The organism is Streptomyces sp. Ag109_G2-15 (genome assembly GCF_900215565.1).
Classification (GTDB): domain Bacteria; phylum Actinomycetota; class Actinomycetes; order Streptomycetales; family Streptomycetaceae; genus Streptomyces; species Streptomyces diastatochromogenes.
In genome coordinates, this window is the sequence record NZ_OCNI01000001.1 from 7,437,004 (window position 1) to 7,458,429 (window position 21,426).

13 protein-coding genes are annotated in these 21,426 nt (G+C 74.5%); 6 read left to right on the forward strand and 7 right to left on the reverse strand.

Annotation, left to right across the window (positions count from 1 at the left end; translation table 11 throughout):
• Window positions 1–12 precede the first annotated feature (12 nt).
• The 4 genes from CRP49_RS33495 to CRP49_RS33510 all read left to right on the forward strand — a co-directional run bounded on the left by CRP49_RS33495 (window position 13) and on the right by CRP49_RS33510 (window position 10,398).
• Window positions 13–7,323, forward strand: a complete 7,311-nt coding sequence (locus tag CRP49_RS33495) for a non-ribosomal peptide synthetase (protein WP_097256721.1) — start codon at window positions 13–15, stop codon at window positions 7,321–7,323.
• The gene (locus tag CRP49_RS33500) at window positions 7,320–8,549 is read left to right on the forward strand and encodes a cytochrome P450 (protein ID WP_097256722.1); all 1,230 of its coding nucleotides are present in this window, start codon (window positions 7,320–7,322) and stop codon (window positions 8,547–8,549) included. Before CRP49_RS33495 ends, CRP49_RS33500 begins: the two co-directional genes overlap by 4 nt.
• 73 nt (window positions 8,550–8,622) lie before the next feature.
• Window positions 8,623–9,873, forward strand: coding sequence for an MFS transporter (locus CRP49_RS33505; protein ID WP_097256723.1), 1,251 nt, complete (start codon window positions 8,623–8,625; stop codon window positions 9,871–9,873).
• Window positions 9,874–9,978: 105 nt separating this feature from the next.
• Complete coding sequence (locus CRP49_RS33510) at window positions 9,979–10,398, forward strand: helix-turn-helix domain-containing protein (RefSeq protein ID WP_257033571.1); 420 nt, start codon at window positions 9,979–9,981, stop codon at window positions 10,396–10,398.
• A gap of 12 nt (window positions 10,399–10,410) precedes the next feature.
• On the opposite strand, the gene CRP49_RS33515 is transcribed toward CRP49_RS33510, so the two are convergent.
• The 4 genes from CRP49_RS33515 to CRP49_RS33530 form a co-directional block, all read right to left on the reverse strand.
• A complete protein-coding gene (locus CRP49_RS33515; protein ID WP_097256725.1) occupies window positions 10,411–11,196 on the reverse strand; it encodes a calcium-binding protein in 786 nt (261 codons plus the stop codon).
• 76 nt (window positions 11,197–11,272) lie between these two features.
• Complete coding sequence (locus CRP49_RS33520; protein ID WP_097256726.1) at window positions 11,273–14,188, reverse strand: LuxR family transcriptional regulator; 2,916 nt, start codon at window positions 14,186–14,188, stop codon at window positions 11,273–11,275.
• Window positions 14,189–14,323: 135 nt separating this feature from the next.
• Window positions 14,324–14,530, reverse strand: coding sequence for a hypothetical protein (locus tag CRP49_RS33525; RefSeq protein ID WP_097256727.1), 207 nt, complete (start codon window positions 14,528–14,530; stop codon window positions 14,324–14,326).
• Window positions 14,531–14,632: 102 nt separating this feature from the next.
• Window positions 14,633–17,713, reverse strand: coding sequence for a type 2 lanthipeptide synthetase LanM family protein (locus CRP49_RS33530; RefSeq protein WP_257033572.1), 3,081 nt, complete (start codon window positions 17,711–17,713; stop codon window positions 14,633–14,635).
• Between the two features lie 448 nt (window positions 17,714–18,161).
• Here CRP49_RS33530 and CRP49_RS33535 point away from each other — a divergent pair, with 448 nt between their 5' ends.
• Window positions 18,162–18,773 carry a response regulator transcription factor gene (locus CRP49_RS33535; RefSeq protein WP_097256729.1) on the forward strand — a complete coding sequence of 204 codons (612 nt, stop codon included), beginning with the start codon at window positions 18,162–18,164 and terminating at the stop codon, window positions 18,771–18,773.
• Window positions 18,770–19,369 carry a response regulator transcription factor gene (locus tag CRP49_RS48185; protein WP_257033573.1) on the forward strand — a complete coding sequence of 200 codons (600 nt, stop codon included), beginning with the start codon at window positions 18,770–18,772 and terminating at the stop codon, window positions 19,367–19,369. The genes CRP49_RS33535 and CRP49_RS48185 overlap by 4 nt, the downstream gene beginning before the upstream one ends.
• Before the next feature lie 37 nt (window positions 19,370–19,406).
• On the opposite strand, the gene CRP49_RS33545 is transcribed toward CRP49_RS48185, so the two are convergent.
• The 3 genes from CRP49_RS33545 to CRP49_RS33555 form a co-directional block, all read right to left on the reverse strand.
• The gene (locus CRP49_RS33545; protein WP_097256730.1) at window positions 19,407–20,147 is read right to left on the reverse strand and encodes a peptidase E; all 741 of its coding nucleotides are present in this window, start codon (window positions 20,145–20,147) and stop codon (window positions 19,407–19,409) included.
• A gap of 134 nt (window positions 20,148–20,281) precedes the next feature.
• A complete protein-coding gene (locus CRP49_RS33550; protein WP_097256731.1) occupies window positions 20,282–21,067 on the reverse strand; it encodes a 4'-phosphopantetheinyl transferase superfamily protein in 786 nt (261 codons plus the stop codon).
• The gene (locus CRP49_RS33555; protein ID WP_306459758.1) at window positions 21,060–21,311 is read right to left on the reverse strand and encodes an MbtH family NRPS accessory protein; all 252 of its coding nucleotides are present in this window, start codon (window positions 21,309–21,311) and stop codon (window positions 21,060–21,062) included. The genes CRP49_RS33550 and CRP49_RS33555 overlap by 8 nt, the downstream gene beginning before the upstream one ends.
• Window positions 21,312–21,426 lie beyond the last annotated feature (115 nt).

A 21,426-nucleotide genomic window follows, 5' to 3' on the forward strand; every position in this document is an offset into this window, starting at 1 on the left:
CGGAGTGCCCTCATGACCACTTCGGACGTGCGTCCCGGCCCCCTCGCCACCGGCGGCGGCCTGTCCCCGGCGGCACGCCGCCTGCTGGAGCAGCGGCTGCGTGGGGCCGCCGCCCGGGCCGACGGTCCGCGGCGGATCCGGCCCCGCCCGGACCGGATCCCGCTGTCCGCCGCCCAGCAGCGCCTGTACTTCCTGGACCGACTGGACCCCGGCGCGCCTACCTATCTGCTGCCCGCCGCCTGGCGGTTCACCGGCCCCCTGGACGTGCCGGCGCTGCGGGCCGCCGTGGCCGACCTGGTCGCCCGGCACGAGCAGCTGCGGGTGGTCTTCCCCGAGCACGAGGGCGTCCCGTACCAGCGGGTGCTGCCTGCCGACGGCACGGCGCCGGACGTGACCGGCTCGGCCGGCGGCACGGTGCCGGACGTGATGGCCATGACCGGCCCCGCCGACGGCACGGCGCTGGACATCGTGGACGTGACCGGCCCCGCCGGCGCCGACCGCGAGCGACGCCTGACGGCCGCCGTCCACGCCGCCGCCGTACGCCCCTTCGACCTCGCCCGTGAACCTGCCTTCCGCGCCACCCTCGTACGAGCCGCCGACGACGACCACGTGCTGGTCCTCGGCATGCACCACATCGTCTCCGACGGCTGGTCGCTCGACCTGATCGTCCGTGACCTGACCGAGCTGTACCGGGCCAGGACCGAGGGCCGCACCGCGCACCTGCCCGAACTGCCCCTCGACTACGCCGACTACGCGCTGTGGCAACGGGAGAGCGACCAGTCCGCCGCCCTCGACCACTGGCGCTCCAAGCTCGCCGGTCTGACCCCGCTGGACCTGCCCACGGACCACCCCCGCCCCGACACGCCCGGCGGACGCGGCGCCGCCCACACCGTCACCCTGCCGCCCGCGCTCACCGACGGGCTCGCCGCGCTGGGCCGGCGTGTCGGTACGACCCCGTACATGACGGTGCTGGCCGCCTTCCAGGCCGCGCTGGCCTTCCACAGCGGGCAGAGCGACATCGCCGTCGGCACGGTGGTCGCGGGCCGGGAGCAGGCCGAGACGGAACAGCTGGTCGGCTTCTTCGTCAACACCCTCGTGCTGCGCGGTGACGTCTCCGACGACCCGACCCCGGCGACGCTGCTGGAGCGCACCCGGGACCGCGTCCTGGAGGCGTTCTCCCACCAGTCGCTGCCGTTCGAGCGGGTCGTCGACGCGCTCAGCCCGGAGCGCGATCTCGCACGCAACCCGCTCGTCCAGGTCCTGTACACGCACACCGACGCCACGCCGGCCGGGTTCGCCCTCGGCGGTGCGAGCGGCACGCCGTACCGGATCTCCCTGACCACCGCCAAGTTCGACCTCACCCTGGACCTGCGGGACGGGGACGGCCGTACCGACCTGGCGTTCGTCTACCGGCCGGACCTGTTCGAGGAGGCCTCGGTCGCCGCCCTCGCCCGGCACACGGTGGCCCTGCTGGAGGCCTTCTGCGCACAGCCCGACACCCGGCTCGGCGCCATCGATCCGCTCAGCCCGGCCGAACGCGCCCACCTGCTCGGACCCGACGGACCCGCCAACTCCGGCACCGGCTCCCTTCCCGCCCCGCGCACCGCGCCGGACCGCCTGGCCGAGCACATCGCCCGCACCCCGCACGCGGTGGCCGTGACCGGTTCCGGGCGCTCCCTCACCTACGCCGAACTCGACGCCCGGGCATCCGGGTTGGCCGCCCGGCTCCGCGCCTCGGGCGTCGCCCGCGGCTCCCTCGTCGGTGTCTGCCTCGACCGCACACCCGACCTGGCCGTCGCCCTGCTCGGCGTGTGGCGCGCCGGAGCCGCCTACCTGCCGCTCGACCCCTCCCACCCCCGGGCCCGGCGCGAGTTCACCGTCACCGACTCCGGCATCGACTGGATCGTCACCGACCCGGCCACCCGCCCGGCGGTGGAGGGGCTGCCGGTTGACGTCATCGAGCTGGGCACCGAGACCGGGACCGACTGCGAGGACGTCCTCCCTGACCCGGGCGACCTCGCCTACGTCATCTACACCTCCGGCTCCACCGGCCGTCCCAAGGGCGTCGAGATCACCCACGGCAACCTCGCCTGGCTGCTCGGCGCCGCCGACCGGCACTTCGACTTCGGGCCCGCCGACGTGTGGACGCTGATGCACTCCCCGGCGTTCGACTTCTCCGTGTGGGAGCTGTGGGCCCCGCTCACCAGCGGTGGACACGTCGTGGTGCTCGGCGCGCACGAGGTGCGCGACCCGGCGGCCGTGCAGCGCGTGTTGCGGGAGGAGGGTGTCACCGTCCTCAACCAGACTCCCGCCGCCTTCAAGGGCCTGCGCGCCCACCTTGAGGACGCCGGCGGGGACTTCTCCGAACTCGCCCTGCGCACGGTGATCTTCGGCGGCGACGCCTTCGACGTGCGGGACTACCGCGACTGGTTCACCGCCCCGGGACGCCGTCCCGCCCTGGTGAACATGTACGGCATCACCGAGACCACCGTGCACGTCACCTTCCGCACGATCATGGAGGAGGACGTGACGGGGGCGGTCCGCTCGCCGATCGGGCGTCCGCTGTCCGGCCAGCACGGTTACGTCCTCGACTCCCGGGGCCGGCTGGTCCCGCCGGGCAGCGTCGGCGAACTGTACGTCTCCGGCGGCGGAGTCGCCCGCGGCTACCGCAACCGGCCGGAGCTGACCGCCGAACGCTTCCTCGACGACCCCTTCGGCGAGCCCGGCGCCCGCATGTACCGCACCGGCGACCTGGTACGGGTCCTGCAGGACGGCCAACTCGCCTATGTCGGCCGTGCCGACCACCAGGTGAAGATCCGCGGCTACCGCATCGAACCCGGCGAGATCGAGACCGCCCTGCGCACGCTGCCCGGTGTCGCCGACGTCGCCGTGGTCGCCCGACGCGACGGCGACGGAGCCCGGCTGGTCGCCCATGTGGTCACCCCCGAGGCCCGCCCGCTGGACCCGCCCGCACTGCGGGAGGGGCTGCGCCTGACCCTGCCCGACTACATGGTCCCGGCGCTGTTCGTCCGCCACGAGCGGCTGCCGCTGACCGCCAACGGCAAGGTCGACCGAGCCGTGCTGACCGCTGTCGTACCCACGTCGGCCGGACAGGGCGAGCACGTGCCTCCGGAGGGGCCCGTGGAGCAGGGCCTGGCCGGTGTGTGGACACAGGTGCTGGGCGCCGAACACGTCAGCCGCAGCGACAACTTCTTCGACCTGGGCGGCGACTCCATCCTCGCACTGCGCCTGGTCGGCCTGGCCCGGCAGGCCGGCCTCGGCCTGACCGTCGCCGACGTCTTCCGTGCCCGTACTCTCGCCGACCTCGCCACGCTCGTCACCGACGACGTCGACACCCCGGCCCCCGTCACCCCGTTCTCCCAGCTCGACCCCGCCGACGCCGACCGTCTGCCGGACGGGCTCGCCGACGCCTACCCGCTCACCATGCTGCAGGCCGGCATGCTGCACGAGATGCTCGCCGACCCACGGCGCGGCGCCTACCACAACGTCACCGACCTGAAGATCACCGTCCCCGAGGGCTTCGACCTGGACACCTTCCAGGCCGCCGTGGACGCGGTGGTCGCCGGGCACCCCATCCTGCGCACCTCCGTGGACCTCGTCTCGTACCGCGAACCGCTCCAGCTCGTCCATCGCAGCGCCCACCTCCCGGTCGGCTACACCGACCTGCGCGGACTGCCCCGCGAGGAGCAGCGGGCGCGGCTCGGCCGGTTCGTGGACGAGGAGTTCGGGCGCCGCTTCGACCTCGCCGCCGCGCCCCTGGTCCGTATCCACCTCCACCACGTCACCGACCACGACCTGCGGCTCGTCCTCACCGACTGCCATGTCGTCCTGGACGGCTGGAGCCTGACCTCGCTCGTCGCCGACCTGCTGTCCCTGCACCGGGAGGCCGTCGCCCACCGCACCGCACCACGGCCGCCGAGCGCCCCGGCCTTCGCCGAGTACGTCGCCCTGGAGCGGGCCGCGCTCGACAGCGAGGAGTCGCTGGAGTATTGGCGGGGGCGGCTCGCCGACCTGCGGCCGGTCCGCCTGGGCCGACGCCCGGCCGGCCCGGACGCCGGGCAGCCGCCGGTGCACGAGGTGCGGCGCTCCTACGCCCACCTCGCCGAGCGCATCGGCCGGCTGGCCAAGGAAGCGGGAGTGCCGCGCCGTACGGTCCTGATGACCGCGTTCCACCACACGATGAGCCTGTTCGCGGAGCGCGACGACAGCGCGCTCGGCCACAGCATCGGCCTGGTCACCAACGGCCGGCCCGAGGTTCCGGGCGCCGACCGGATGCGCGGACTCTTCCTGAACACCGTGCCGTTCGGCGTGGCCCGCCCGCGCGGCAGCTGGCTCGCCCACCTGCGGGACGTGTTCAGCGCCGAGCAGGACATGCTGCCGCACCGCAGGGTCCCGCTCGTGCGCATCGCCCGACTGCGGCCCACCGAGCCGAGCTGGACCGACGCCGTCTTCAACTACGTCAACTTCCACCGGCTCTCGCACGAGTCCTGGGACGACTCCCTGGAGATCGCCCGGACCATGTTCCCGCTGCTGGTGAACGCGAGCGTCAACGCCTTCACGCTGGACGCCGACCCGGAGTTCGTCGCACCCGCCACCGCCGAGCAGCTGGCCGACGTGTTCTGCGCCCAGCTGGAGGCGATGACCGCCGACCCGCACGCCCGGGTGACCCGGCCCGCACTCACCGGCGCCGCCCGTGCCACCGCCCTCGACGTCTGGGCCAAGGGGCCCGAAACCCCGTCCTCGCCGCTGCTGTTCCACGAGCACATCGCCGCCCACGCCGCCCGCACCCCGGACGCGGTCGCCGTCGAGCACGGCGGACACCGGCTGACGTACGCCGAACTGCAGTCACAGGCCGAGGTGTTGGCGCGACGACTGCGCCGGCTCGGGGTGGGCCCGGAGACGGTGGTCGGCATCTGTGTCGAGCGCGGACCCGACCTGGTCCGTGCCGCCGTCGCCGTGCTGCGCTCGGGCGGCGCCTTCCTGCCGCTCGATCCGCAACACCCCACCGACCGGCTGGCGTTCATGGCCGAGGACAGCGGGATGCGCGTCCTGCTGACCCAGCAGGCGCTCGACGGAACCGTGCCCTTCGACGGTCCGGTGCTGCTCCTCGACGCCGACACGCCGATCGAAGCGTCCGAAGTCCCCGGCACCGCGGAGCCCGACGCCGACACCCTCGCCTACATCATCTACACCTCCGGCTCCACCGGCACCCCCAAGGGCGTCGCCATCCCGCACCGCGGCCTGTCCAACATGCTCGAAGGCCAGCGCGACCTGGTGCGGCCCACCCCCGAGGACCGGGTGCTGCAGTTCGCCTCCTTCGGTTTCGACGCCTCGATCCTGGAACTCACCTGGTCCCTCGCCAACGGCGGCCGCCTGGTCACCGCCCCGAAGGACGCGCTGCGCCCCGGCCCCGACCTGGCCCGCACCCTGCGCGAGCATCACGTCACCGGCGCCATGCTGCCGCCCAGCGCCCTCGCGGTCCTCGGCGAGGACGAATTCCCCGAGCTGCGTGTGCTCCAGGTCGCGGGCGAGGCCTGCCCGGCCGAACTCGCCGACGTCTGGGCCCGGGGCCGCCGTTTCCACAACGTCTACGGGCTCACCGAGACCTCGGTGTGGTCCGTGGCCGCGGAGCTGACGCCCGGCCAGGGCCGCCCGCCCATCGGCACCCCCATCCGCAACACCCGCATCCACGTCCTGGACGAGGACCTCCAGCCGGTCCCGGCCGGCGTCCCAGGCGAGATCTACCTCGGCGGTCAGGCCGTCGGCCGCGGCTACCTCGGGCGGCCCGCGCTCACCGCCGCCACCTACGTCCCCGACCCGTACGGCGCCCCCGGCGAGCGCCTGTGCCGCACGGGCGACCTCGGCACCCACCGGCCCGACGGCTCGGTGGAGTGGCTCGGCCGCCGTGACTCCCAGGTGAAGCTGCGCGGCTTCCGCATCGAACTCGGCGAGATCGAGCACGCGTTGCGGGCGCTGCCCGACGTCCGCCAGGCCGTGGTCCTGCACCGCACCGACCTGCCCGGCGAACCGGCCCTCGTCGCCTATCTCGTCGTACCCGGCCCGGAGCGGCCCGCCCCCGAGGAGCTGCGCCGTGCCCTGCGCGCCTCCCTGCCCGTCTACATGCTGCCCGCCCGGTTCGTCTTCCTGGACCAGATGCCCGTCAACCGCAGCGGCAAGATCGACAAACGAGCGCTGCCGCTGCCCACGGCGGAGGCGGTCGAGAGCGACACCGAGTACGTCGCCCCCGCCACCCCCGCCGAGAAGGTCCTCGCCGAGGTGTGGCGGGAAGTCCTCGGACTGTCCCGCATCGGCGTCCACGACGACTTCTTCCGCATCGGCGGCAGCTCACTGTCCACGGTCCGGGTCTCCCTGATGGCCGCCGGACGCGGTCTGACCGTCTCGGTCGGCGACCTGATCGAGCACCCGACGATCGCCCGGCTCGCCGCGCACGCCACCCGCACCGCCTCCCTGCCCGCCGCCGTCACCTCCGAGGTCCGGCTGCGCGAGGGCGAGGGAGAGCCCCTGTGGTGTGTGCACCCCACCGGCGGCAGCGCCGCCTGGTTCGTGCCGCTCGCCCGCGCCCTGCCGCCCGGCCGCCCCGTCCACGCCTTCCAGGCGCGCGGCCTGCTCGGTGGCGTGGACCCGAGCACCGTGACGGGCATCGCCGCCAACTACGTCGCCGAGATGACCGACCGGGACGGCGAGGGCCGGCATGCCCTGCTGGGCTGGTCCATGGGCGCCAACATCGCCCTGGAGATGGCCACCCAGCTGCACCGGGCGGGTCACCGGGCCGCGCCGCTGGTCCTCATCGAGCCGTACCTGCCCAACGCCGCCGCCCGCGCCCGTCTCACCGGCGTCACCAAGGACCTGCGCGAGGCACTGCGCCTGCGCGACCGGCTGCGCGAGCTGCCGCCCTCACCGCAGCGCGACCGGGCCACGGCGGAACTCACCGCCACCCTGCTCGGCGCCGGCATGAGCCCCGCCGAGGCCGCCCTGGTCGAGGACGCGCCGATCGAGGTGTGGCACTCACTGCTCGCCGCGCTCGCCGCCTACGAGGTCCGGCCCCACCCCGGACATGTGCACCTGGTGGTGGGCAGCGAGGCCGCCGGACTGCCCCGCGGTCGTACGATGCCGGGCCTCGACGTCGACTACGACACCTACGTCGCACGCTGGCGGGAGGTGGCCGAGGGCGGTCTCACCCTGCACATCAGCGACGGCGACCACATGTCGATGATGGCCGAGCCGAGGGTGGGCGGCATCGCCGACCTGCTCGTCGGGATCGAGGCGGAGGACGCCCGATGACCACCGTCGCCCCCGCCTTCACCGAGCGCTACCTGCTCTCCCCGGACCTCGTCGCCGAGCCCTACGGCTACCTGAACGCGCTGCGCGCACACGCTCCCGTCCACTGGAGCCCGATGCACCACGCCTGGCTCGTCACGGGATACGACCAGGTCATGCGCTGCCTGCGCGACCCCGCCGTCTCGGCCGACCGGGTACGGCCGTTGATGGACGCGGTGCCGCAGGGCGCCCGCGCGGACGCCGAGCGGGCCTTCGGGATCCTGTCCCGCTGGATGGTCTTCAACGACCCGCCACACCACCGCAGACTGCGCCAGGTGTTCCAGGAGGCCTTCGCCGCCCGGGCCGTGGCCCGCTACCGCACCTTCACCGAGAAGGCCACGGCGGCCGTCCTCGCCCGCCGGGCCACCCCCGGCCGCACCGGTGACCTGATGGCCGACGTCGCCAAGCCCCTGCCCGCCCTGGTCTTCGCCCGCTGGCTCGGCATCCCGCGCACCGACGCCCCCTCCTTCTGGTACTGGAACGCCCGCGTCGCCGACCTCGTCCTCGGCACCGCCCAGGAGGAGAGCGAGTACCGGGCCTCCCTGCAGGCGCTGGTGAGCCTGGAGGACTACCTCGCCGACCTGGTCGCCCGGCGCCGGGCCGAACCGGCCGACGACCTGATCAGCCAGGTGCTGCGGGAGGGCCGGGTCGGGGACTCGGTCACCGAGGAGGAGTTCGTCGGGATGCTCACCCAGATGGCGTTCGCCGGCGGGGAGACCACCAGCAACCTCATCGCCAACGCGGTCCTGGCCCTGCACGCCCGTCCCGGTCAACTCGCGGCGGTCCGTGAGGACTTGGGGCTGGTGCAAGGGGCTGTGGAGGAGGCGCTGCGCCTGGACGGCCCGTCCAAGATGTCCATCCGCACCGCCGCCCGCGACCTCGACCTCGACGGCCGCACCTTGCGCGCGGGGGACCGGATCTTCCTGGTGACCGCCGCCGCCAACCGCGACCCGGGCCGCTTCGAGGACCCCGACCGGTTCGACGTCCGCCGCACCGGCGCCACCCACCTCGGCTTCGGCTTCGGCGCCCACTTCTGCGTCGGCGCCGCCCTGGCCCGACTCGTGGCCGTGGCCGCCGTGGAGACGATGGTCCGTGACCACCCGGACCTCACGGTGCCGGACCCCGACCGGCTCACCTGGCAGCCCTCCCTGCTCAACCGCAGCCTCACCGCCCTGCCCGTCCGCTACTGACCGCCGACCCGCGCCGCGGCACCCGGCCGTTCCCGCCGGGTGCCGCGCCCCGCCGATCACGAAAGGCTCCACCATGGCCACCACCCTCGCCGGCGCCGGTCCACGGCTGTGGGCACCCGCCCGGCACCGCCCCTTCCAACTCCTGTGGCTGGGACAGTCGTTGTCCCTGCTCGGCGACGGCTTCAGCGTCGTCGCCTTCTCCTGGATCACCCTCGGCCTGACCGGCTCCACCCTCACCCTCGGCTACGTCCTCGCCTTCCAGGCCGTGCCCCGCGCCCTGCTCACCCTGGTCGGCGGCACCCTCAGCGACTCCTGGTCCACCCGCACGCTCATGGTCGCCTCCAGCTGGACCCGGGCCGGGCTGATGGCGGGGGTCGGACTGGCCGGACTGACCGGGCATCTGACGGTGTGGATGCTGTGCGCGGCGGCCGCGGCCTTCGGCGCCGTCGACGCCTTCTTCCAGCCCGCCCGAGTCTCCATCCTGCCGTCCGTGGTCGACGAACAGCTCCTCACTCCGGCCAACGCGCTGCTGGGCGCCGGATCGCGCACGGCCGCCGTCGTCGGCCCGGCCGTCGGCGGTGTGGTCATCGCCCTGACCCGGGCGCCGGTCGCCTTCCTCGTCGACGCCGTCTGCTTCGCCCTGTGCGGCTGGTGCGTCGCGAGCATCCGCACCCGGCCCCGGACCGCCAAGTCCGCCGCGCCGGCCGCCGAGGACGCGCCCAAGTCCCTGGGCGCCCGCATCCGCGAGGGCGTGACCTATACCTGGCGCGACCCCCGGCTGCGCACCGTCGTCGCCCTCGACACCGCCGTCAACTTCTGTTACGCCGGGCCCTTCACGGTCGGCTTCGCCACCCTCGCGGACCAGGTACTGCGCGGCGGCTCCGCCACGCTGGGCGTGCTCAACGGCTCCCTCGCCGGAGGCGCCATGCTCGGCACCCTGGCCGGCGGAGCGCTCGGCGGCCGGCCCCGGGTCGGCCTGCTGGTGGCCGCACTCGCGGGCTGGCTCGGCGCCGGGATGGCCGTGCTCGGGCTGGTGCACAGCACGCCGGCCGTGGTCGCGACCGTACTCGCCATGGGCTTCGCCATCGGCTTCCAGGGCGTGTTCGGGCTGAGCTGGATCCAGCGCAACATCCCGCAGAACGTGCTCAGCCGGGTCGTCTCCGTCGACATGGTCCTCGGCTACGCCGCCGCCCCCCTGTCGCTCATCGTGTGCGGCGCACTGGCCCGCGTCGACACGCTCGCCCTGTTCGGGGTGGTGGCCTGCGTGCTCGCCGCCACCGCCGTGGCGGTGCTCGGGTCGCGGGCGGTACGCGAGATGCGGTAGGGCCTGCGGCGCCGACAGGCCTTCCGCCGCTCGCCCTGGGCCGACCTGCCCGCCCGGCTGGCGGGCGTCCCGGACTGGCGCGGCCGGTTCGCGCTGCTGGACCGGGTGCTGCGGGCGGCACTGGAATCGGGCCCGGCCGGCAGCCCCGAGGTGGCCTGGGCCTGGCGCGCCCTTCAGGGCACGGCCGGGCGGGTACGGGGGGAGGAGCCGGCCGCCCGGACCGGCTGGATCCGCCGCCACCTCGAACGGCGCTTCCGCTGCCAGACCGGGCTGACCCCGAAGGGCGCGGCGCAGGTGATGCGGCTGCAGGCGGCCCTGCGGCTGAAGGAGGCCGGCGCGAGCTGGGCCGACGCGGCCGCGCAGGCCGGCTACCACGACCAGCCGCACTTCGACCGCACGTTCAAGGCGATGACGGGCCGTACCCCGAGCGCCTTCCGCGCCGACCGCAGGGCCGCGTCCCCGCACGACGCCCAGGACTTCGTGCCCGGTCAGGTGACGAGCCCCATCCTGACGCGCCGGACCTGACCGGGTCCCAGGTCAGGAAGCGGTGACGTGGACGTAGTCGCCGGGAGCGTTGGCCGACCCGGTCGTGCCGGTCCCGGCGAAGCTCCAGCGCCAGTAGCCGTCCACGGTGGCCTTCGCCGTGGTCTTCAGAGCGCCGCCGGTTCCGCTGGTCACCGTCTTCACGGTGCTGTAGGTGGTCGTCCCGGCCTTGCGGAACTGCAGCTTCACCGCCTGGCCCGCGTAGCCGCCGTAGGTGCCGTTGTCCCAGTTGGCGCGGGTCAGTTTGCCGGTGACGGTGAGGGTCTTGCCCGCGGCCACCGGCTCGGGGGAGGCGTCGGCCGTCAGTCTGGCGGCACGTTTCATCAGGAAGGTGCCCGCGCTGTCCAGCTGGATCCAGTCGAAGTCGTAGGCGTCCACGGAGGTCCACACGTGCCAGGTTCCGGCGGTGGAGTTGGTGTGGGCGGTACGGGGGCCGATGGTGATGTCGGTGGTGCAGATGGCGGTGGTCTCGCTGGCAGGGTCGGGGGAGCAGTCCATCGGAGTCTCGGAACCGGGCCCCGCATGGCCGTCCGGGTTGTCGACCGAGCCGTGGTAGACCCAGCCGAAGGCGTCCTTGATCCCCGAGTTGTCGGCGGCGGTGATGCTGAGCGTGAACGTCTTCGACCCGGTGGCACCGACCACGACCGGCTTTCCGCCGTTGACGACGACCTGGACGACGTGGGTGTCTCCCTGGCCGCCGTCGGCGTCGGCGGTCGTGACGGCGAGGGCGGACAGGACCAGCGCGCCCGACAGGGCGGTGACGGCAGAACGTATGAGCATGGGTCCTCGCAAGGGAAGAGTGGGCCGCCCGGGACCGGGACAGAGGCCGGACGACTAGTAGGGACGCCGGACGAGGTCAGGCGGTTCGCAGTGCGGCCGACCGGGCGCACAGGTCCGCGCGGTTGAGGGCCCCGGTCTTGGTCATCAGGCTCGCGATGTGCTTCTCGGCCGTACGCGGCGAGATGAACAGCCGGTCCGCGATGTCCTTGTTGCTCAGCCGCTCCGCGAGCAGCCGGAAGACCTCGAACTCCCGGACGGTGACGCCCTGCGCGCGCAGGTGCTCGGGGATGCCGCTGGTGCCCGAGCGGTGCTGGTGCACGGGAGCGCCGAGCCGGCGCAGTGCGGCCCGGCAGGCGCCCGCGACGGCCGCCACGTCCCGCTCGTGGAAGTGGTGTTCCGCCCGCCGCAGCCACCCCACCGGATCGCCCCAGCCGTCCTGGTGCGCCGCGTCCGCGATCAGCCGCAACCCGAGATGCTGGGCCATCGGATACGGCTCCGCCACCGCCAGCGCCGCCTCGACCGTCGCGGCGGCCCGTGCGCCCTCGCCCTCCCGGCCCAGCAGCACGGCATCGGCGAGCATCACGAACTGACGGTTCCAGCGCATCCGGGCGACCGCGGTGGCGGTGACCTCCTCGTGCCGGGCCCGGTCCGCGTCACCGGCGAGCAGGTCCAGCAGCAGGACGAGGCCGTGGGTGCCGCTGAGGTGATAGGTGGTGGGGTTGCCGGCCTCCAGGGCCAGCACCTGCCGCAGCTCCGCCCGGCACAGCTCGCGGTCCTCCTCCATCAGCGCGCAGAAGGCGCGGGCCAGGCCGAAGCACAGCGGCTCCTCCTGCGAACCGGCCCCGTCCCATTCGGCGAACGCGGCCAGTGCCGCCTCCATCGCCGTTCGGTCGCCGAGGTGCGCCTCCAGCGTGGCCTGCGCCATGAGGACGTAGCGCACCGCGGGGGCGAGCCGCAGTCGGCGTACGACGGCCAGGCACTCGGTGGCGGCCGTGCGCGCGGTGTCGTAGCGGCCGCGCAGCACACCGTCGAGGACGAGGATGCCGTCCACGGTGTGCACGATGTTGACCGAGCCGAGCCGCAGCGCCTCCGCACGGGCCGCCAGCAGGCCCGCGGTGTCGCCCTCGGCGAGCCACGCGTTGCCGCCCATGCGGGTGGCCGCGTACATGCGCTGCAACGGCAGCCGGTGCCGCTCGGCCGTGGCGAGGGCCTGCTCCAGCATCGCCTGCGACTCCTCCGGGTCCCGTTCGCGGGCCACCGTGGCGAGCAGCTCCCGGGCCTGGCAGGCGACGACGGGCAGCCCGTACCGCTCGGCGGTGTCGGCGGCCGAGCGGGCCAGCTTCTCGGCGTGCTGCGTGCGGTCGGGGCCGGGCGTGTCGAGGGCGAGATAGGCGGCGGTGACGTCGACGGCCGCCGCGGTCGCGTCGTCCGGAGCCGCCGCCAGCACCTTCCGGGCCCTGGCTATCTGGCGGTTGCCGTCGCTCCAGCGGCCCGCCGTGTGGGCGACCTTGGCCAGCCGGGTGTGCAGGGTGGCCAGCCGGGCCGGACTCAGGCCGGAGCCGTCGAGCACATGGAGGTCCTCGGCCAGGTCGAAGGCGCGGGCGAAGTCACCCGCCTCGGCGAGCGCGGGCAGCAGGTGTTCGAGCACCCCGGCCCGGGCCTGCGGATCACTGCCGGACGCCAGCAGGTCCTCGGCCCGGCTGAGCAGGGTCACCGCCGAGCCCAGCGCGCCCGCCGCCAGCGCCCGCCCGCCGGCCTCGGCGAACAGCCGCCCGGCCTCGGCGGTGTCACCGGCCTCGCAGCGCAGGCCCGCGGCCAACGCGCACCAGTCCCCGGCGAGTTCGGGGTGCAGCTCCTCGACCGCCTCCGCGCCGCGCCGGGCCAGATCGGCGCGTCGGCCGGGCGTCATCTGGGTGAACAGGGCCTCCACGGTGAGGGAGTGGCGGAAGGAGTACCAGTCCGGGGCGGGCTCGTCGGGCAGCACCAGCCGGGCGGCCACCCCCGCGTGCAGATGGCTGAGCAGGGCCCGGTCGTCGATGCCGGTCATGCGCTGCAGCACGGTCAGCGGGAAGCGCCTGCCGAGCACGGCGGCGGCCGACAGGAGGGTGAGGCCCTGTGCGCCGAGCCGGTCGATACGGCGGAGGATGCCGCGGGCCAGCGTCGAGGAAACGTCACTGCGAAGATCCCCGACCGCCCGCCAGCCGTCCGGACCCTGCACCAGCGTGCCGGCTCCGATCATGGACTGGAGCAGTTCCTCGACCAGGTACGGGCTGCCCGCGCTGTCCTCCCACAGGCGCCGCAGGACCGGTGCGGGCACCTCGTCGGGGCCGGGGACGCCGAGCTGGGCCGCGATCATGTCGTGGACCTGGGGGCGGGTCAGCGACGGCAGTTCGACCAGGGTGGCGGCACCGCGCCGACGGGCCGACTGCGCCAGGTCGAGGGCGTCGCTGAAGTCCGTCCGCACGGTGGCCAGCAGCAGCACCGGCGTGTACTCGAGGTTGTCCACCAGGTACTCGAGAACGCCGAGCGTCTCCGGGTCGGCGTCGTGCAGATCCTCCAGCAGCAGAAGCTGGCCCTGGCCGCGGGCCGCGGCGATGAGCAGGCGCAGGACCGCCTCGCCCAGGATCACCATCGAGCTGCTCTCCCGCTCCCCGGTGTCCCAGTCGGGAATCAGCCGCCCGAGGACCGGCCGGTAGGGCCCGAGGACCAGGTCGTCGAGGGGTTCGCCGCTGCGGAACAGCGACATCAGCGCCTCGGTGAGCGGCCGGAACGGCACGGCCGGACCCGTTGTGCTGCTGCGGCCGCGCAGCACCCGCATCCCGGCCCCCAGCGCACCGCCCACGGCCTCGGCCGCCAGCCGTGACTTGCCGACCCCGGCCTCGCCGACCAGGAAGACCACACCACCGCGACCCTGCCGGGCGTCGGACAAGGCACGCTCGAGCAAGCCCAGTTGGGGCTCCCGTCCGACCAGGGAAGGCGCATGGGAACGCATGAACGCAGATGATAATCGGAATATCGGGACGTGTGGCAGGTCGCCCGTACACGTTCCGGTTCTCGTGCCGAAGCGGTGGTTGCGGGCTCCCGAAGGAGCCCGCAACCACCGCTGGGTGTCACAGCTGACGAGGCGTCACCGCGGCGCGGAGACCGAGGTGTCCAGCGTGCTCAGCGTGATGACGATCCCGCTGGTCAGCACCATCCCGGCCAGCACACGGGCCCGGGCGCAGGCGCGGTTGCGGCCCTTGAGGGTGATCCCGCCCGCCGCGTCCTGCTCGATGGCGGTGGTGTCGGTGACCTCGGCGGCGGAGGCGGCGGCGGTGGTGAGGTGCTTGTCCATGACGGTGATCCCCTTCGTATGACCCGCGCGGGCGAGCACGGGGTGGGAGGTGGAGGAAAGCCGTGGTGCTGACGAGCGGTTGAGCGGTGGTGCGTGGGTCGGTCAGTGGTCGGGATGTCCCAGGAGCAGAACGGAAGGGACGGACTCGGGGCGGGCCAGGCGGAGCAGGCCGTAGCCGATCCCGGACAGTCCGGTCAGCAGCCCGGGGGAGGGCACGTGGTCCGGGGTGGCACAGCGGTGTCCCTGCGCCTCGACGAGGGCGAGCACCTGGCCGGTGCGCCCGGTGAGGCTCTCGGCCGCGGTCGCGTCACCCCGTTCGGCGAGCACGGCCAGGGCCTCCAGCGTGCCGAGGGTGCCGTGCCCCAGGCTCAGGTCGGGGCGCACCTCGGTCTCCGTCAGCCGGTTCCGGACCGACGGCGCGTCGGGTCCGAGGGCGGCGGCCGCCACCCCGGCGAGTCCGGAGGACCAGGACGGGTCCTGTGGCGTGGTCAGGGCGTCCTGGAGCGCGGCACGGAGCATGGCGTGGGCGGTGGCCGTGTGCGCGGCGGCACGCCCGGGCCGGCGGGCCGCGTACCGCAGCAGAGCCCAGCCGACGCCCGCACCGCCGTTCGCGAATCCGGGCACCCCGTCGGCGTCGGCCGCCGTGGCCAGCAGCCGGTCCGCCACCGGGTCCGCCAGCCGCAGGGCCTCGGCGGCTCCGGTCGCCTCGTACACCGCCACCGCGGCGGCCAGCGCCCCGGCCGTACCACCGGCCAGGCCCGGGTCCGGGCAGGCCGCCGCGGCGTGGCCGAGCGCCGTCAGCGCGTCCGGCAGACAGTCCGTCAGGTTCTCGTCCAGCAGGGCCGACAGCCGCACCAGGGCGTACAGGATGCCGCCGAGCCCGTCGTACGCCCCGGGACCCGCCGCCGCACTCAGCTCGGGGTCGGCTGCCAGCGCCTTCAGCAGGGCGGGCAACGGCCGTACGGCCTCCCGGGCCAGTGGCGCGTACCGGCCGCCCCCGGCCAGTGCGTCCGCGTGGGCCAGGAACAGCGCGACCCCGCAGTAGCCCTGCGCGAGGCCGGCGCCCATGGGCAGCACCGCCCAGTGCGGGCCCGAAACCCGTTCCAGACCGAGCCAGTTGGTCCGGCCCTCGGAGCGCACCGCGCGGGCGGCGATCTCGTCGGCGATCCCGCAGGCCGCGGCGAGCAGCCGGGACGGCTCGGGTACCACGGCGGGCACCGGCGTCACCGTCAGCTCGGACCTGGGCCGGTCCAGCGGAGACGCGGCACCGCGCGCCGCGAGGGTGGCGGCGACGATCCACTCCTGGTCGTGGCAGTCGACCTCGTCCATCCGGGCGATCTTCTCCCGGACCGCGGTCAGACTCGCCACCGGCAGCAGACCGGGCAGCCAGGTCCCATCGGCCGCCCGGACCCCGGTCCCGGACGGCCGATGGGTGAACAGGGGTACGTCACCGCGCCACAGGTCCGCCGTCTCGTGCTCGACGAGCCTGCGGCGCACCTCGTCCTGCTCGGACTCGGTCCACAGGACGGCGAACACACCCTCCCTGGCCAGCGCGTCACCGAGCAGGGACGGATGGGTGGACTCCTCCAGCAGCGTCGCGTACAGCCGGGTCGAGCGGACGATGAGGCGGGCCGGGCTCTCGGCCCGGGCGGCCAACGGCCCGTCGGCGCCGGCCAGTTCGCGGCCGTGTGCGGAGACGGCCGCGTAGGCGGTGCGGAAGCCCTCCAGCAGGGCGGCCCGGTGATCGGCGCCGTCCAGCGGACGGCCGTCGGGCAGGGGGTGGTTCTGCGCGGCCGGGCTGAGCACCGGGGCGCGCACCGCCCGCATGGTGTCCGTGCCGCTGTCCTCCCAGCGCAGCCCCTCGCTCGGGTAGGTGCCGTCGGTGGACCGGCCGAGCGCGGAGATGTCGAGCGCCCCGTGCTCACCGATCAGCAGGTGGGGCAGGAGGCAGGTGCGGTGCACGGACGCGTGCAGGGCGTCCGCGGCCGGGTCCGCACCGGCCGTCATGGCCGGCGGAAGCCCGGTGTGCAGCAGCGTCTCGGCGTCCACCAGGACCGGCTGGTCGCCGCAGGCGATGACGTTCTCGTAGTGCATGTCGGCACCGTCCACCGCGTACAGCAGCGCCAGCAGCGCGCCCTGCCGCCGGTAGAAGGCGTCGGTCTCGGCCACCGACCGGCACCAGCGGTGCGCCACGAACTCCAGCCAGCCGTACCCGTCCCGGCGAACACTGCGCGGACTGCGCAGCCCGAGCCCCGGCACCTTGGTGTTCAGCCAGCCCACCAGGTCGTCCAGGAGCGCGTGCTGCTCCAGCGGCCGGGGCTTGTACACGATCCGGTCACCGCTCGCGAAGTGCAGCACCGCGACCGCCCGGTTGCCCTGGTGCGCGTCCCCGAGGCCGAGGTCGGCGCGGCTGAGCGCCCCGGGGACCCGGCCGTCGAGGAGACCGGCGACCAGGTCGTCCCGGTCGGCCTGGAACCGCCGTACGAGTTCCGCGGCGGCCTCGGTGGCGTCCAGCGCGGTCTGCCCGAGCATCCGGGCCAGCACCGGGTAGGCGGCGAACAGCCCGCCCAGACCCAGCCGGGTGCGTGTCATGGCGAGGAACGAGGCGAACCGCTCGCGCGGTCCGGCCCCGGCCAGCCGGGCGGCCCGCCGCGCCGAGGCGAGTTCGTGGACCAGGGTGCGGGCGGCCTGCCGGACCAGCTGGTGCGTCAGCCGCTCTTGGAACGCGCCCTGCCAGACCGCCCGTTCGGCTTCCGGCAGCCTCGCCAGCAGGCTGTCCAGCCGCGCGGCCGCCGGGGCGACGAGCGGTCGTACGACGGGAGCGAACGCATCGGGTCCCGCGCCTCCGGTGTGCCCGTCGGCCGCTTCCTCGGTGGCCGACTCCAGCGCCTGTTCTACGTACCGCGCCCAACCGGGCTTTTCCGTCCGGGCCGCCAGCCGCTCGGCCGACTCCAGCGCGAGCGCCCCCGCCGTGCCCGCGTCGACGCCGAGGTGGGCGAGTCGCGCGGCGAAGCCCTCCGCGTCACCGGCTGCCCAGGGGGCGCGCCCGGCGGAGGTGGGCCCGGCTGGCGCGGCCGGGAGGTCCGGGGCGGCGAGCCGTTCCGCGAGGGACAGCGCCGGGGCCCACCAGGCGAGCGGCAGGCCGGCGCTCCGGGGAGTCGGGAGGCTGGCGGTCTCAGTCACGAGACGAAGGTCGCAGAGCCGGTACGTCCCCCACATGGGGAAGCGACCCCCATATTCTTCGCGGGCCCCCACCGCACTGGGGGACGGCCCCACCCTCGGCCGGAGAAACGGCAGGTCGGCAGGGGTGGGTGGGCAACCCCCCGGTGGGGGTGGCGAGTTCGCTCCAGAGCCTTGGCAACCCTGGCCCGGGCCTTGCAGCCGCCCTTGGGGCGGCGCGCGACCCCCATCTCCACCCCCACCCGCCCTTCACACAACCTCCCCGGACCCGCCCCACGGCCCCACAGCCGGCTCCCTCCCGCCCCGCGCCGGGGTCCACCACCCGCCGGCCGGGAAAGGTGGGGGTCGACTACCGATGCTCCGTACGTGCCGGCACAGCAGGGTGTTGTGCAGTACCCCAGACCGCCCGCAACACTGACGACCGGGCGGACGACCTTCCAAGGAGCAGCAGATGGGAGCACCCGTACCCGTCGGTGTGGTCGCCCTCGACCCGGTGCTGGAGGCCGGCACCCGCAGTTCCCTGCTCACGTGCCCGGGGCTGGCCGTGTGCGAGCCCGGTGACGCACGGGTCGCCGTCCTCACCGTGGACCGGCTCGGACCCGCCGAACTCGACATGGTGCGTACGACCCGTGCCCACCCGAACCGCCCCGCCGTCGTCCTGGTGGCCGGCGCCCTCGCCTCCGGTGACGCCCTGCACGCCCTCGCCGCCGGTGCTCGCGGCCTGTTGCTGCGCCGGGAGGCCGACGCCGCGCGTCTCGCCCACGCGGTGCTGGCCGCCGCCCGGGACGACTGCACCCTGCCACCCGAACTGCTCGAACAGGTCCTCGACCGGCCGGGCGCGGCCCGGCACACGGCAGGCGGCTGGGCGGGCAGCGCCCTGTCGGAACGCGAGCGCTCGGTCCTGGAACTCGTCGCCGACGGGCACGAGACGGCGGAGATCGCCCAGCGCCTCGCCTACTCCCCGCGTACGGTGACCACGGTCGTCCACGACATCACCCAGCGCTTCCGGCTGCGCAACCGCGCCCACGCGGTGGCCTACGCACTGAGGGCGGGCCTGCTGTGACGACGACCCTCACCGCCCCTGGTGCCCTGCTCATACGCGTCCTGTCCCCGCGCCACGCGGACCGCGTCCACGCCCTCGCCCGCCGCGCCGGTCTCGACCAGGCGCCCGGCCATGATTCCCCCACCGCCACGGTGATCGTCGCCGACGACGCCGAGCAGGCGCTGCGGGGAGTGCGTGACCCCGGCCCGCTGCTGCTCGTGTGCGACAACGTCACACGCAGGGGCCTGATGCTGGCCCTCCGCGCCGGAGCGGTCGTCCTCAGGGCTTCGGACCTCACCGAGGACAACCTGATGGCAGCCTTCCGCCGCACCGGCCATCCGTACCAGAGCATCCCCTACCCGGTGCTGTCCCAGCTCCTGACCGCCGGCCCGCAGCACGGCACACCGGCGCGGACCGGAGCGCGGCCCGCCCTGACCGCCCGGCAGACTTCTGTGCTGCGCCTGATGGCCGAGGGACACGGCAACGCGGACATCGCCCGGCTGCTGTGTTGCTCCGAACACACCGTCAAGAACGTCATCTACGAGGTCATGTCCCGCCTCCAGGCCCGCAACCGCGCCCACGCGGTGGCCCACGCGGTACGCCACGGCCTCGTCTGACGCCGTGCGGCAGCCATGCCGACGCCCTGAGGGGGTCTCAGAACGCCGGCGTCGGCAGCAGCCGCGGCTCGATGCGCTCCTCCACCGCCCGCGCGCCCTGCCGGGAGACCAAGTAGGCGGCCTTACCCGGCAGTTCCGCCACGGCCTCGACCAACTCGGTGCCCCGGTAGACCAGGCCCACTCCGTCGTCGGTGCAGTGGGAGGTCGGGAGGGTGCCGTCCGCGACGAGACGGTGGATCAGCGGGCGACGGCCCGTGTCGGAGTCGTAGTGCACGCCGTTGCCGTACGGGAGCAGGCCGAGGGCGTCGGTGACCGGGCGCAGCTCGGGCCCGAAGGAGTCCGTCGCGCCGCCCCGGAACCAGCAGATGGAGCCCGCGCTCACACCGGCGAGCACCACGCCCGCCTGCCAGGCGCGGCGCATCACGGTGTCCAGGCCGTGCACCCGCCACACGGCGAGCAGGTTGGCGACCGAGCCGCCCATCACCCAGACCACGTCATGGCCGAGGACGGTGGCCTCGATGTCGTCGACGTTCGGCATGGGGAACAGCTGCAGCGGGGTGAGGTCGAAGCCCGCCACCCGGGCCGCCTCGGACACCCGCGCCGTGACGTGTTCCGCGTCTCCCGTGGCCGTGCCGACGTACAGGATGCGCGGCCGCCTGCCGTGCACACCGGAGAGGTCGACCGCGTGATGGACCAGGGCGTCGAAGAGCACCCGGGTGCGTCCGCCGACGCGATGCCCTCCGGAGGTGGCGAGGATGGTCGGTTCGGGTGCCGTCACGCGCGTGATCGTATCGCGGTGACTCCCGGGGAGACATGAAGGAATCGTGGAGGTGAACACTCCGGGATTCGGGTGCCTCAGCCGAACAGCCCAGTGGGGGCCGGTCGTTGGACCGGCCCCCACTACTTGCCTTGTTATGCGCCGCGCAGGGCCACGGCCGCCGCGTACCCGGCCGGTACGAGCACGTCCCGCAGGGTCCAGTCCGGTGCCGGTGCGACGGGCAGCGGTCCGGTGCCGACGTGGTCCAGCGCGGGATCGCGCACCAGACCGGTGCCCAGGCCCTTGAGATAGGCCTCCTTGCGGACCCAGGCCCGGGTGAACGCCGCCGGACGCTCGTGGGCGGGCAGCAGGGTCAGCTCGTCCCGCTCCGCCACGTGCAGTGCGGACCGGGCGCTCAGCACCGCCTGCGCCGTGGCCAGCCCCTCCACGTCGACACCGACCGGAGCGCCGGCGAGCGCCACCAGCACCAGGCCCCCGCTGTGCGACAGCGAGAAGTGCACCCCCGGCGTCCGCACCCCCGACGTCCGCAGCGCCGGCCGGCCGTGCGGTCCGCCGCAGCCCGCGCAGGGTTCGCGCACCAGCGGCAGCGCGTCGGCCCGCATGCCCAGCAGGACGCTCAGGACGTTGCGGAGTGCCGCGTGCGCCACCACGTAGGCGTCCCGGTCCCGGGCGTGCCGGAACGCGCGGGCACGCGCCCGCTCCTCCGCGTCCAGCAGCTCCTGCGCGTGGCGCAGGGCGCCTTCGTCCACGGCGCCGACCTGGGCCAGGTACAGCTCCAACGGCCCCTCCAGCGCCCGGGGTCGAGGAAGTCCCACCGGGCGCCGCAGACCCGACAGGTCCAGCACGGCCGGGCAGAGCAGCCCCGGCGGCGGGGCGTGGGCCGGGCGGGTCAGGAGCGGACCCGGGCGGTGCTCAGACATCTGCCCCGGCCAGCCGGCGGCGCAGGCTGAGCGGGCGCATGTCCGTCCAGATCACGCCGATGTGGTCCAGGCACTCCTGCCGGCTGCCCCGCAGGCCCTCCGGGTACCAGCCCGCGGGCACCTCGCGGTCCGCGCGCCAGATGGAGTACTGCTCCTCGTCGTTGCGCACCACGAGATACACCTCGTCGCTGTCCCGGCCGGCCTCCTCGCCGCCCGTACCGGTCGCCAGGTAGTCGTGCGTCACGGTGAACCTCCCGCAGATGATGGGCCGACCGCAGGTCAGGGGCCGACGAGGTCAGCGTGCCCGGGGCCCCGCACCCGGGGCAGGGACGAACGCGCCGATCCGGTGGCGCGCGTTG